This window comes from Thiofilum flexile DSM 14609, from assembly GCF_000380185.1.
In the GTDB taxonomy this organism is placed as follows: domain Bacteria; phylum Pseudomonadota; class Gammaproteobacteria; order Thiotrichales; family Thiotrichaceae; genus Thiofilum; species Thiofilum flexile.
The window spans coordinates 166,703-179,725 of record NZ_KB904758.1 but is presented as its reverse complement, the minus strand read 5'-3'; the positions used below and the strand labels follow the sequence as shown (position 1 = coordinate 179,725).

Annotated in this window: 12 protein-coding genes; 7 read left to right on the top strand and 5 right to left on the bottom strand. The window is 44.6% G+C overall.

Annotated elements, in window-relative coordinates; all coding sequences use genetic code 11:
- Position 1 precedes the first annotated feature (1 nt).
- The 3 genes from mfd to A3IK_RS18840 all read right to left on the bottom strand — a co-directional run bounded on the left by mfd (position 2) and on the right by A3IK_RS18840 (position 4,931).
- On the bottom strand, positions 2–3,433 hold the full coding sequence (gene mfd / locus A3IK_RS0107360; protein WP_020559333.1) for a transcription-repair coupling factor: 3,432 nt from the start codon (positions 3,431–3,433) through the stop codon (positions 2–4).
- 147 nt (positions 3,434–3,580) lie between these two features.
- Positions 3,581–4,549, bottom strand: coding sequence for a tetratricopeptide repeat protein (locus A3IK_RS18845; RefSeq protein WP_020559332.1), 969 nt, complete (start codon positions 4,547–4,549; stop codon positions 3,581–3,583).
- A 10-nt stretch (positions 4,550–4,559) separates the two neighbouring features.
- Positions 4,560–4,931, bottom strand: coding sequence for a tetratricopeptide repeat protein (locus A3IK_RS18840; protein WP_083915690.1), 372 nt, complete (start codon positions 4,929–4,931; stop codon positions 4,560–4,562).
- 179 nt (positions 4,932–5,110) lie between these two features.
- Between A3IK_RS18840 and minC the strand changes: the two genes are divergently transcribed.
- The 3 genes from minC to minE all read left to right on the top strand — a co-directional run bounded on the left by minC (position 5,111) and on the right by minE (position 7,027).
- A complete protein-coding gene (gene minC / locus A3IK_RS0107350) occupies positions 5,111–5,821 on the top strand; it encodes a septum site-determining protein MinC (RefSeq protein ID WP_020559330.1) in 711 nt (236 codons plus the stop codon).
- A 135-nt stretch (positions 5,822–5,956) separates the two neighbouring features.
- Positions 5,957–6,766, top strand: a complete 810-nt coding sequence (minD, locus tag A3IK_RS0107345) for a septum site-determining protein MinD (RefSeq protein WP_020559329.1) — start codon at positions 5,957–5,959, stop codon at positions 6,764–6,766.
- A 3-nt stretch (positions 6,767–6,769) separates the two neighbouring features.
- Complete coding sequence (gene minE, locus A3IK_RS0107340; RefSeq protein ID WP_020559328.1) at positions 6,770–7,027, top strand: cell division topological specificity factor MinE; 258 nt, start codon at positions 6,770–6,772, stop codon at positions 7,025–7,027.
- A 42-nt stretch (positions 7,028–7,069) separates the two neighbouring features.
- On the opposite strand, the gene A3IK_RS0107335 is transcribed toward minE, so the two are convergent.
- Positions 7,070–7,549 carry a TlpA family protein disulfide reductase gene (locus A3IK_RS0107335; protein WP_020559327.1) on the bottom strand — a complete coding sequence of 160 codons (480 nt, stop codon included), beginning with the start codon at positions 7,547–7,549 and terminating at the stop codon, positions 7,070–7,072.
- A gap of 172 nt (positions 7,550–7,721) precedes the next feature.
- Between A3IK_RS0107335 and A3IK_RS0107330 the strand changes: the two genes are divergently transcribed.
- The 4 genes from A3IK_RS0107330 to A3IK_RS18830 are packed head-to-tail and all read left to right on the top strand — an operon-like array spanning position 7,722 to position 11,614.
- On the top strand, positions 7,722–8,408 hold the full coding sequence (locus A3IK_RS0107330) for an HAD family hydrolase (protein WP_020559326.1): 687 nt from the start codon (positions 7,722–7,724) through the stop codon (positions 8,406–8,408).
- A 28-nt stretch (positions 8,409–8,436) separates the two neighbouring features.
- Positions 8,437–9,732, top strand: coding sequence for a DNA recombination protein RmuC (locus tag A3IK_RS0107325; RefSeq protein ID WP_020559325.1), 1,296 nt, complete (start codon positions 8,437–8,439; stop codon positions 9,730–9,732).
- A complete protein-coding gene (locus A3IK_RS18835) occupies positions 9,729–10,739 on the top strand; it encodes a hypothetical protein (RefSeq protein ID WP_020559324.1) in 1,011 nt (336 codons plus the stop codon). Before A3IK_RS0107325 ends, A3IK_RS18835 begins: the two co-directional genes overlap by 4 nt.
- Positions 10,736–11,614: a hypothetical protein gene (locus A3IK_RS18830; RefSeq protein WP_020559323.1), complete on the top strand. Its 879-nt coding sequence runs from the start codon at positions 10,736–10,738 to the stop codon at positions 11,612–11,614. The genes A3IK_RS18835 and A3IK_RS18830 overlap by 4 nt, the downstream gene beginning before the upstream one ends.
- 72 nt (positions 11,615–11,686) lie before the next feature.
- Here A3IK_RS18830 and A3IK_RS0107310 read toward each other — a convergent pair whose 3' ends face one another.
- A complete protein-coding gene (locus A3IK_RS0107310) occupies positions 11,687–13,000 on the bottom strand; it encodes a phosphatase domain-containing putative toxin (RefSeq protein WP_020559322.1) in 1,314 nt (437 codons plus the stop codon).
- Positions 13,001–13,023 lie beyond the last annotated feature (23 nt).

Genomic DNA, 13,023 nt, shown 5'->3' with positions numbered 1-13,023 from the left:
TTTAGCTCCTAAAATCATTGAGTAATTTTTTAAGCCATCCTATTCTTTCTTCAGCATTCGCTATTTCTTTTAAAAGCTTTAGTTTATCTGAGCCTTCTAATTTAAACTCCCAGGGGCGTTTTTGTATCAGTTGAATAATTTTCAGCGGATCAATATTCGGTTTGGCATCAAATAAAATGCGCCCTCCGGTAGCATGCATATCTAGTTTACGAATACCTAGGGGTTGAGCGAGTAATTTAATTTCAGTCGCGGCAAATAAAGCTTTCGTCGGTTCGGGTAATAAACCAAAGCGATCTATCATTTCTACTTGTAACTCATCTAAGGCCATTTGATCTTCTGCACTAGCAATGCGCTTATATAAAATCAAGCGGCTATGCACATCGGGTAAATAGCTTTCGGGAATTAGGGTAGGGCTGCCTAAATCAATGGTAGTAGGCGGTTGAGTAGGCTGTGCTAAATCAATCATTTGCCCCGTTTTTAATGCACGTACCGCCCGCTGCAATAAATCATTATACAAATGGAAGCCGATTTCTTGGATTTGTCCGCTTTGATCCTCACCTAATAACTCACCCGCCCCGCGAATTTCCAGATCATGAGTCGCTAAAGTAAAGCCAACCCCTAAATCTTCTAAGGATTCAATCGCCTCTAAACGTTTTTGTGCATCAGGGGTGAGGTGTTTTTTTGGTGGGGTAATTAAATACGCATAAGCCCGATGATGTGAACGCCCGACCCGTCCGCGCAGTTGGTGTAGCTGTGCTAAGCCTAATTTATCAGCGCGATGGATAATAATGGTATTAGCAGAAGGGACGTCAATCCCGTTTTCAATAATAGTAGTGGCTACCAAAATCTGGAAACGTTGATGGTAAAAGTCCTGCATAATACTTTCTAATTCGCGCTCACGCATTTGTCCGTGAGCGTATTGGATTTTGGCTTGTGGGAGTAGGGTTTGGATGTCGTCGACCATTTTGCCAATGGTATCGACTTCATTATGGAGCACATAAACCTGCCCACCACGAGCGATTTCCCGTGCACAGGCTTCTTGAATGAGGGTATTACTCCACTCGGTAACAAAGGTTTTAATGGCATGGCGTTGTACCGGCGGAGTGGCAATAATGGATAGGTCACGCAAGCCAGAGAGCGACATATTCAGCGTGCGGGGGATAGGAGTGGCCGTCATGGTGAGCATATCCACATTGGCGCGGAGCTTTTTAAGTTGCTCTTTATGGCGCACCCCAAAGCGGTGTTCCTCGTCAATAATCACTAAGCCCAGATTTTTAAAAATCACATCCTCTTGCAGCAGTTTATGTGTACCAATCACGATATCAATATGACCAGCCTTTACCTTATCGAGTGCTTGTTTGATTTGGGCTGCACTTTTAAAGCGGGATAAAGATTCAATCGCAAACGGCCAATCGGCAAAACGATCACGGAAATTATTAAGATGTTGCTGCACGAGTAGGGTAGTGGGGGCAATAATAGCGACTTGCTTACCCGCATTCGCTGCAATAAAGGTTGCTCGCATGGCAACCTCGGTTTTACCAAAGCCTACATCCCCACACACCACCCGATCCATCGGTTGTGAGGAGCGCATATCTCTAATCACTGATTCAATGGCTAAGGCTTGATCCGGTGTTTCCTCAAACGGGAAACCGGCGGAGAATTGTTGATACTCCAGCTCATTAAACTCAAAAGCTTGGCCTTGTTGTGCCGCGCGGCGGGCATGGATATCTAAGAGTTCAGCAGCGACATCACGAGCTTTTTCCGCCGCCTTTTGACGACTTTTGCTCCATTGCTCATTGCCTAATTTATGTAGGGGTGCTGCATCAGGGGATACACCGGTATAGCGACTAATGAGATGCAAAGCAGTGACGGGCACATATAGCCGATCACCTCCTGCATATTCGAGGGTTAAATATTCAGAGGTCATGCCGCCGGTGGTAATGGTCTGCATCCCTAAATAGCGTCCGACCCCATGCTCCTCATGCACAATGGGAGCGCCCTGATTCAAATCGGTGAGATTGCGAATAATCGAGTCAGCATCACGGGTCGCTTTTTTACGGCGGCGTTGTTGCTGTACAGGGGCACCGTGTAATAGTGTCTCAGGAATAACCGCCAGCGCTGGCTCTTTCAGCCAAAAACCAGACTCTAATGGTGCGACGGTAATCGCCATAGCTTCTGTAGAGTCTAAAAACGCTTGCCAGCTATCAAACACTTTGACACTTAAGTGATTATCGCGCAGTAATTGCAGCAAAGCCTCACGCCGTCCGGCTGATTCAGCGGTAAATAAAACGCGCCCTTTGAGGTGCTTGAGAAACTCAGTGAGAAAAATTAAAGGCTGTTCGTGTTTATTTTGGACTAATAAGGGGGGGAGTGAGTAAGTAGGGTAGTGGGTGCCGACTTGTTCCGTCCCTTGTGCGACTTGAATACGCCGATAACGCCCTAATTCATACTGAAGTGCAGCCGGATCAATAAAGACCTTTTTAGGCTCCAATAGGGGGCGCTCAATATCATGGCGGCGCTCTTCATAGCGATGTTCAATAGTCTGCCAGAAGCTCGCAATTGCTGGTTGAGCATGCTCTTCAAAAATAATTAAGGTACGCTCAGGCAGGTAATCAAATAGGGTAGCGGTATGTTCAAAAAATAAGGGTAAGTAATACTCCACACCCGCCGGAGGATTACCTTTGCTCACCGCATCATAGACTTGACTACGGCTGAGATCTCCACCTAATTGATTGCGGTAGTTTTGTTTGAATCGTTCAATGCCGGATTTATCTAGTGGGAATTCGCGTGCGGGTAATAGCTCAATCTGCTTAACTTTGTCTTGAGTACGCTGCGTTTCAGGGTCGAAACTGCGAATACTTTCAATTTCATCATCAAATAGATCAATACGATAAGGAACATCGCTCCCCATAGGGAATAGGTCAAAGATCGAGCCACGGGTCGCATATTCACCATGCTCAATAACTTGATTAACTGCCCGATACCCCGCTTGCTCTAACTGTTGACGAAAGGTATCGACTTTAAAGGAGTCCCCAGCGGTGACATTCAGGGTATGCGCATGTATATAGTGCGTGGGCGGGAGGCGATGCATTAAGGTCGTCATCGGCACGATTAAAATGCCCTGCGTCATACTAGAGAGTCTGGAGAGCAGTTTTAAACGCTCAGAGACAATATCCTCAAGCGGTGAAAAAATATCATAGGGCAGGGTTTCCCAGTCGGGAAAAATATGCAGAGGTGTGCTAGGGGTAAAAAACCGTAGAGCCGCTTCGAGTCGCAGTGCTGCATGAATATCTGCTGTTAAGAGTAAGACGACACCTTTATGTTGTTCGGCGGCATTTGCTATGAGTAGGCTTTGGGCACTGCCTTGTAATTGCCCCCAATAGGTCGAGCCAGCCGGAGGAGGGGGGAAAATCGGTTTTAGCCAAGCGCTCATCGAGGTATCCCAACACAATAAAACGCAATATTTTACTCTGATCTACGCATGGGGTGAACTTTTGATTCTGTGAAAAGAGGAATTTGAGGGAGTGTAGAGGATGACGTACTTCATCCTAAGGGTAGACGCAAGGTCTACCCCAGTCGCTTATTGCGAGTTAGTGGAGGAGGTGGAGGTATTGTTAGACGGATTTTTAGCTAGTTCAACATCAATGCGTTTTTTTACATCATCTTGTTCGGCTGTACTGAGCATTTCCATCACCACATCACGGTTTTCAATCGCGTGTTGCTCACCTTTTGCGGCAGCTAGTGATAGCCAGAAAGCTGCCTCAGGCAGATTTTTAGTCGTACCTAGACCTTTGGCTAAGAAAGTACCTAGACTATATTGAGCATTAATATGATTGGCTTGTGCGGCTTTGCGTACCCAAAAGAGCGACTCTTTATAGTCTTGCTCCACGCCTTCACCTTTAGCAAACATCATCGCCAGATTATATTGTGCTTCAGGATAGCCCTGTTCGGCAGAAGCCTTATACCAATATAAGGCGAGGGTGGGATCATGCGGGAGGTCACTCCCTTGATTAAAGAGGTAGGCCATCATGTATTGTGCGGCAGGGTTCTTGTTTTCTGCTGCTTTAGAGACCCATTCAATACCCTTATCAGTATCTTGCTCAATGCCTTCCCCTAAGACATATTTGATACCAAGATTATATTGTGCCCCCGCTTCGTTTTGTTCGGCTGCTTTGCGATACCATTCGATCGCTTTGCCTATATCTTTGGTCACACCTTCGCCGCCTTCATACATCAGCCCTAAATTAAATTGAGCCGCCGCATCGCCTTGATTGGCTGCAGCAGTAAACCAATAGGCCGCTTTTTCTAGGTTTTTTTCAATGCCATTTCCCTGTAGATAACGGGTGCCTAGATTGAATTGGGCATCGCGATGCTTATTTTCTGCGGCTTTGGTCAACCATTCGATAAGTTTTTGATTATCTGTGTCGCCATCTAGCCTATTATCTGCATAGATCAGAGAAAGGTTATATTGTGCATCCCGATCATTTTGCAGGGCGGCTTTTTCTAACCAATCACGGGCTTGTTTAACATCCCCGGTTTTAATGTACAAAAAGCCTAAGTTAAATTGAGCTATCCATATAGCCTAAGGAGGCTGCTTGTTTGTATAAATTAATAGCTTTATTAGTGTCTTGCTTTGTATCAATGCCATGCTCATAGTGAAAAGCAAGTTCATAGAGTGCTTTAGGGTATTGTTGTGCCGCTGCTAAACGTAGCCATTGCATACCTAGTTCTGGGTTGCTTTCTACGCCTACTCCCTTAATATAGCGTTCGGCTATACGAAATTGCTCTGAGGGGCTAGCGACACTGCCTAATTCGGGTAACTTAGTTGAAGAGGCTGTTTCTGCTGCCGCGAGATAGCCCATTGAACAACAATTAAGAACCCCTACTAAGGCAATATAGGGAAAAAAGGGGCGATGATTGCTCCTGCTCATGATTATAAATTCCAGCAAGCTTAGTTATTCAGGAGTGGTTTAGGTTGATATTCATTAATTTCAACTTGGTCACAAATATAACAAATCCTTATGAAAAGATAAAAATTTTTCGATAAGGTTGAATTTAAAGCTAGCTGATCCATACGAAGGCTCATAGTTAGTGACAAGGAGGACAACTTATGACGCAACAACCCTTTATTTTTAAAGGAGAAATGACGCTAGTCAATGTATTGGCACTACAATCTAGTGATGTAGAGGCTATTGGTGTAGCCCTCAAGCAAAAACGTGAAATATCACCTGTATTATCCAGAGGGCCTATCATCGTGGATTGTCAGGGGATTAGTGCAGATTGCCAAAATATTGATCTAAAAGTTTTGGCAGATGTTATACGCGAAGCCGATTTCATTCCAGTAGGCTTGCGTAACTTCCCAGAGCACTTAATTGAGCAAGCCATGCAGTCAGGGTGGGCTACTTTACGTCCGGGAGCGGTTGCACGCAGCTCACAGACGTCTATTCCGGTCGATATGACCCCGCCAAAACCGGCGACAAATCCGGCGCAACCGCATATGGTTTTGGTCGATAAGCCGGTGCGTTCAGGGCAACAAATCTGTGCATTAGAGGGCGATATTGTGGTGCTGCAACATACTAGTGCTGGCTCCGAGCTGTTAGCGGCGGGGTCTGTGCACGTTTATGGCTCATTGCGCGGAAGAGTATTAGCCGGTATTTTAGGAGATACGCAAGCCCGTATTTTTTGTCAAAAATTAGAAGCAGAATTAGTAGCGATTGCAGGACGTTATCGATTGTTAGATGAGGTAGATACTCCTCTCAAAAGTCGTCCCGCTATGATCTATTTAAATGGTGAAAAACTCGTTATTGATCCAATGTTTTAATTAAAATAGCAGATTAAGCTGCTTAAGATACCCTAATCAAACATTAGTATTTTAAGGGTTATTTGCTAAACTGAGACGGTTTAACATTCAAAATATCCCCATGAAGGTCTTCAAATAAAAGAAAGGAGTATGAGATTGGCTAGGATTATTGTGGTGACCTCTGGTAAAGGGGGAGTTGGTAAAACAACCACCAGTGCAGCCCTTGCAACTGGGTTAGCTTTACGAGGCCATAAAACAGCCGTCATCGATTTTGACGTGGGGCTACGTAATCTAGATTTGATCATGGGTTGCGAGCGTCGGGTAGTCTATGATTTTATTAATGTTATTAATGGTGAGGCTACTCTAAAGCAAGCCTTAATCAAAGATAAGCGCTGTGAGAGTCTTTATATTTTGCCGGCCTCCCAAACCCGTGATAAGGAATCACTTAGCCAAGAGGGGGTCGCGCGGGTCATAAACGAGCTTCATGAGGATGGGTTTGACTATATCATCTGTGACTCGCCCGCAGGGATTGAAAAAGGGGCAGCAATGGCAATGTATTTTGCTGATGATGCTATTGTTGTGACCAATCCAGAAGTCTCTTCGGTGCGTGATTCGGATCGAATTTTAGGACTCTTAGCTAGTAAAACCAATAAAGCGGAACAGGGCGAGACGGTACGCGAGTTTTTACTGATTACACGTTATGCACCCGAACGTGTTCAAGAGGGGGAAATGTTGGCAATGGAGGATATTTTAGAAATCCTTGCCGTTCCTTTGATTGGTGTTATTCCTGAATCTAAAAGTGTCTTACAAGCCTCCAATAATGGTGCGCCGATTATTTTAGATAATCACAGCCATGCAGGACAGGCTTATGATGACTTTGTGCGGCGTTATTTGGGCGAAACGGTTCCCCATCGCTTTTTAGCTATTGAGAAGAAGGGATTCCTCAAACGTCTATTTGGAGGTTGACCGATGGGATTGTTTAGCTTTTTTAGGAACTCTAAGCAGGATTCTGCGAAAGTAGCAAAGGAACGGTTACAAATTCTCATTGCTCATGAGCGTATTGACCGATCGGGGCCTGATTTTTTGCCCCAATTACGGCGCGATATTATGGAGGTGATTCGTAAATATGTCGCAGTCGATGAGGGACAGGTACAAGTACAGTTTGAAAAGGGAACCAGCTATGATGTGTTAGAGCTGAATATTACCATACCCGATGCGGCGGACTAAAGGAGCTTTGGCCCACCCTAAAAGATTTAGGGTGGTAACACATTATTGTGCGTTAATAAAATCTCTCAGTTCAGTCAACGTAACGGGGCCTGGCTGAACAGCAACGAGTTTGCCTTGTGGTGAGAATAATAATAGGGTCGGTGTACCCAGAAAGGCTTCGGCGTGCCGAGCCAAATAGCTCCTCATTTCTGCTGAGCTACTGAGGAAATTGGGAAAACGCATTTTATTTTGCTGGATAAAGTGCAAAGCATCTTGTTTGCCTTCTTGATCATCAGTGGAAATACCAAATACATCAATAGCCGGTAGGCGCTGATCAATCTCAATAAAATTATGCATGGTTTGACGACAAATGGAGCAAGTAGATGCCCAAATCTCAATGGCTGTCCAGCGCCCTTTGCCTACTAATTGCTCCATTTTAATAGGTTTGCTGGTCATCGTTGTTAGTGCTTGAGTCGGTGTTGCCACACTCAGGAGACTCAAACTTAGTAATGATACACTGAAGGCATGCTTAAGAAATGTCATAAATATCAATCCACTAGATTTACTATTAACAAGAAATTATAGTCACAATAGGCTAGGTAATGAGTACTTAAACGATTACAGGTCGGATTAGCTTTACTACTAGACTCTCTCCTTGATCCTCGTTAACGTATGTCTAAACTACTAGCAAGCAGTCAATAAGGGATAACAGTTCATGAATAAAACCGCCTATTCACTACCTCAAGGCGTATTGTTTGATTTAGACGGTACTTTAGTCGATACCGCACCGGATTTGGTTAATGCCTTAAACGCAGTATTACGCTTAGAGGGACGTGAGACTTTAACCCTAGCCCAAGCTCGCCCAGCCGCCTCACATGGTGCTGGGGCTTTATTAAAACTAGGTTTTGGTGCGGAAATGACCGATGAACAATTGCGTCACCGAACTCGCTTATTCCTTGATCATTATGCCGCTAATATTTGTGTGGATAGTCAGTTATTTACCGGTATCGATTTAGTATTAGAGCGTTTAGAAGCGTTGGAAATTCCGTGGGGGGTGGTCACTAATAAACCCTCACTGCTGACCTTAGCCCTATTAGACGAATTAAGACTGAGGGATCGTGCTTATAGTGTGGTGAGTGGTGATACGCTAGCAGTTGCTAAACCCCACCCCGAACCGTTGCTTTATGCCGCTGCACAGTGTGAGGTAGCACCGGAACACTGTATTTATATTGGTGATGCTGAGCGTGATATTGAGGCGGCGAATCGTGCGGGCATGAAAGCATTAATTGCCGCCTATGGCTATATTGGGGCAGACGATCAATTAGATACTTGGGGCGCACAAGGTGTATTACAGCAGCCTGTCGATTTAATGCATTGGCTGATGCCACATGCCACGCACTAAAATCCTAAGGCGATGAGTGGTGTAAGCCTTGGATATCTATAGCGCTTTATTATTAGTGGTGTTGGCAGTAGGGTTAGGGCTAGCGATTGGGTATTGGATTTATGGGCGTGCTTTAGAGAGTGCTCGCCATGAAATTGAGCGCTTAACCTATCGCCTCCAAGCCGAAGAGCAATTGCATGAAGAGCGTATGCTCATGTTAGATGATGCCCAAGATCGGATGAATAATGCCTTTGCTGCCTTATCACAACGGGCATTGCGGGAAAATAATGAGCAATTTATCCAGCTCGCGCAAGCCAATTTAGGGCGCTTTCAGGCCGAGTCGAAAGCAGATCTAGAGCAACGCCAACAATCGATTGAGTATTTAGTCGACCCCATTCGCCAAGCGCTCGAAAAAACAGAACAACACCTTTATGCCATGGAACGCGCTCGTGAGGTTTCCTTTAGTATCCTAGGGGAGCAATTACGCGCTCTAAGCATCGATCAAGTCACGCTACGCCAAGAAACGACTAAGCTAGCAAGCGCTTTAAAAAATCCCACTGCACGTGGGCAATGGGGGGAGTTAAGTTTAAAGCGTATTGTCGAGCTAGCAGGCATGACCGAGCACTGTGATTTTGCCCTACAAGTGCAGCGCAGTAATGATGAGCGCACGATTCGTCCTGATATGGTGGTGCGCCTGCCGGATGCGCGAGAATTAATTGTTGATGCTAAAGCCCCGATGGATGCTTATCTAGAGGCCATGGATGCTGGCGATGAGTTAACGCGGGTAAATTATTTGCAAAAACATGCTCGTAGTTTAAGGGAGCATGTCAAGATACTAGCCGCTAAGCGTTATTGGGAGCAATTTCAACAAGCGCCCGATTTTGTGGTGCTGTTTGTCCCTGGAGAGGCTTTTTTGGGGGCGGCATTAGAACAGGATAAATCCTTATTAGCAGAAGCATTAGAAGCACGGGTGATTTTGGCATCACCTGCTACACTTATGGCATTACTACGGGCAGTTGCTTTTGGGTGGAAGCAGGCGGCATTGACAGCGAATGCGAGTCAGATTCGTACCCTTGGGGAGGAGTTACATAAGCGTCTGAGTATATTAACGACTCATATCCAAGCCACGGGGCGGCAATTAGGGCAAAGTGTAGAGAGTTATAATCGTTTAGTCGGTTCGTTGGAGCGTCACGTCATACCTAGCGCTAAGCGCTTATCGGAGCTTGGGATTTCATCCGAACGTAAACTTGATACCTTAGACACCTTAAGTGTCCAGCCTCGCCCTTTAGTGAGTGATATGGAGTCATCTTCTGATTTAACGCATGGCAGCGGAGATATATTGTGAAACCTGTGCAACGACACTGTTACACCACTTTGGTTTTAATACTTGGACTATTAGGGATTGGTTTATTAGGTGGGGGCTTATTCGGGCAGCAGCTATTAAGTTTTTTTCAAACAGGACAGAAAACCACATGGGGTATTGATATTGGTATCTTATTGAATGGTTTTACCCTGTGCTTATTTATATTGGGATTAATCCGCATGAGCTGGTTGCTATTAGATTTTGCTCAGGAGCAGCGGGTCATTTGGCATTTTGCGCGGCGTGCTGAGCAAGGCGATGAGAATCCTGCCTATGGGCTATCCTATGGGGCGCTGATTGTAGAGCGTTATGATATGGTGCAAACGATTGCGCAACAGCAGGCGATGCCGGATCAAAATGCATTGGCCTCTAGCCTACAAGCTAAATTAGCAACAGAATTTACCTTAGTGCGCTTTATCCATAACACGTTAATCCTAACCGGGGTATTTGGCACCGTCGTGTCGTTATCTTTGGCGTTAGTGGGAGCGGCACAACTCTTTAATCATCCTGAAGATACCGCACCGATGGGGGCGATTATTCACAGTATGTCTACGGCGCTGAGTACGACTGTGACTGCGATTATTTGCTATACCTTATTTTCTTATTTGCATTTACGCTTACAAGATATCCGTACTGAATTACAAAGTAATATTGAGGATGTTACCATGGTGTATATCCTGCCACGCTTCCAGATAGGGGAAAGCACCCTAGTGCAACAAGTCGGCACGTTAGCGATACAATTACGCCAAGCGGCAGAATTAGTGACACGGGTACAGGATCGCTTTTTACAAGCAGGTGAGCGCTTACAAGTGGCAGTGGCTGACTTACATCAGGGGGTGCAGTATAGCAGTCATACGATTCAGGATATTCGAGATACATTACGTGAGGGCTTTCGTTTGCCACCGAATAGCAGTGCGCCTGCTGCTGTAGCGAAATCAGAGCCTAAACAACTTACCCCTGCGGATACCATTTTACAAGGGACACGCAGATGAGCTGGGGACAAGAGACTCACGATGATCATGAAGGCAGTTTCTGGCCTTCCTTTAGCGATATTATGATGGTCGTCACCATGGCGTTTTTGCTCATTACCCTCACCGTGGTATTGAGCAATACCCGCCTAGTCAGCCAATTACGCAATAGCATTCAAGCCGAGCAACAAGCCTCTCAGCAGGTGGAGGAGCAACTAAAAGCCAATGCGACCTTAGAGGAGCAATTAGATTACTACAAAAATCGCGCCGCTTCGGTCGAGTATGAGCTATTACGCAATCGGGCTAAAACAGAAACACTGACCCAAGAGCTAGAGCAAGCACGTCAATCCCAGCAAACCAGCCAAACTCAGCTCAGCGCTGCCAATCAACGCACTCAAACCTTAGAGCAGGAATTAAGTGCGGCTTTAAACACCACGCAAACCCTGCGTGATCAACTCACCGAACGCCAAACGCAGACGACCGAGTTAGAGCAGGAAGTGCAGCGCTTAACCACCGAGGCCAATACCTTAAAGACTAGTTCGACAGCCGCCTTAAGTAAGTTACAAGGCGAACTAGATGAACTAGATCGTAAATACCAAAAATTAATACGTCCCGCGCGTTCACCGAAAAATAAACAGGTAGTCGAAGTCGTCTATCAAAGAGGCGGCTATCAAATTCGTAAACCCAGTGAGTTTGTTTATAGGACGGTGGATGGTACGACATTACACAGCGAATTAAGTGCTTTAAAAAATCAATATGGTACGGATTTATACGTAAAAATAATTATTCCCGAAAGGAGTGGTTTATCCTATAACGAAGCCTGGCGCTTTACCCGTGATATTTTAGACAAGTACGACTATTACTCTCAGGGAGAGAGTAAGCCCGCAACAGTACAATAGATTTTTTAAAAAAGTAACATAGCACTAACTATAAGGCGGTATTCTTACCGCCTATACTACCTCTCATAATATTCAAGTTTTTATCTTAGCATTATCTTTTAAATAATCTTCATATAAATCCCAAGCCACTTGAGTATAAGGTTTGGCCTTGAATCGAGGTTGTGCCGCTTGAATGAGAGCTTCTAGCTCATCGCGAGGATAACCCTGATAGATTAAATAGGCTCCTGCAATAATTCCCGTGCGAGCTAGTCCTAAAGCACAGTGTAAATAAGTGAGCTCTTGCTTAGAGTGCTCTAGTGCTAATACAGCTTGATGAATACGCTCAGGGGCTGGTATGGTCAAATCTAATAAAGCCAAGCGTGTTTGAGTTAAGTGAGTTTTTTGAAAGACTTGCTCAGGCGCGAGATTAATAATATGTTTAATACCCGCTTGAGTTAGAGCATTATATTCATGGGTGCTAGGCTGTCTACCTATATAGATATTACTTACTAAGGGTTTGAGTATCGGTAGATTTTGATATAAGCGCCAATTGAAATAAGTACCGATAAAATAGGGTAAAAATACTAGCCATTGTAAGATGCTAGGCTTATCTCGCTTATTCACTAAAGCCTGATTGAAACCAAAGGCATAGACAATACTGACGGCTAAAGTACACATAGCTAAATAAAGCCATATAGGTGCTAGTATTTTAAAATTAAAAGCCAAGACTAGTAAGATAATGGTAGCGACTAGATAGTAGAGTGCCATTTTTAAATGGCGCGGAGTACTAAAGCAGCGCACTATAGTAGAGTTGGGGTTATGGCGAATAAGATAAATAGCACCAAAGCCGACTAAGGCACCAGTCGGAATATCCCAGAAATGATGTTGATAGACTAATAGAGTGGAAATAATAATTAGAATAAAGCTAACTGCTAATAAGCTCTTAATAAATTTAGAGGGAGTATGCCTACTCATAGAGCTATATAAAATAATCGCAAAGCTGACATGTAGAGAAGGTAATTGATTATAAGGTAAATCCGCTTGCAGTAGATTAAATAGTAAAGCGTATTCTTGAATCGGTGGTTTAGTAAAAGCAAATTGCAAAGGTAATAGGATAAAGCAAAGCACCGATACTACTATGATAAAGAGCACTCGTGCAGCTAGGATTCTTAGTTCTAAGCGCGATTGTTTTAAGCTAAAGGCTAGGATAAACATAAGATCCGAGGCCATATAGGGAATAATGAAGAGAGCAATAAAAGGAATATTATGCTCCCACTCCATATAAATAGCAGGATGAGGCGCTGTGAGAGCAGCATAGTGATTAGCAGCTCCGTACAGTAGGAAAAAAGTGATACCTAAATAAATACACCATAACAATCGCTCTTTAACTAAAGCCGGTGTATTCATATCGGAGCTAAATGAGTGTAGGT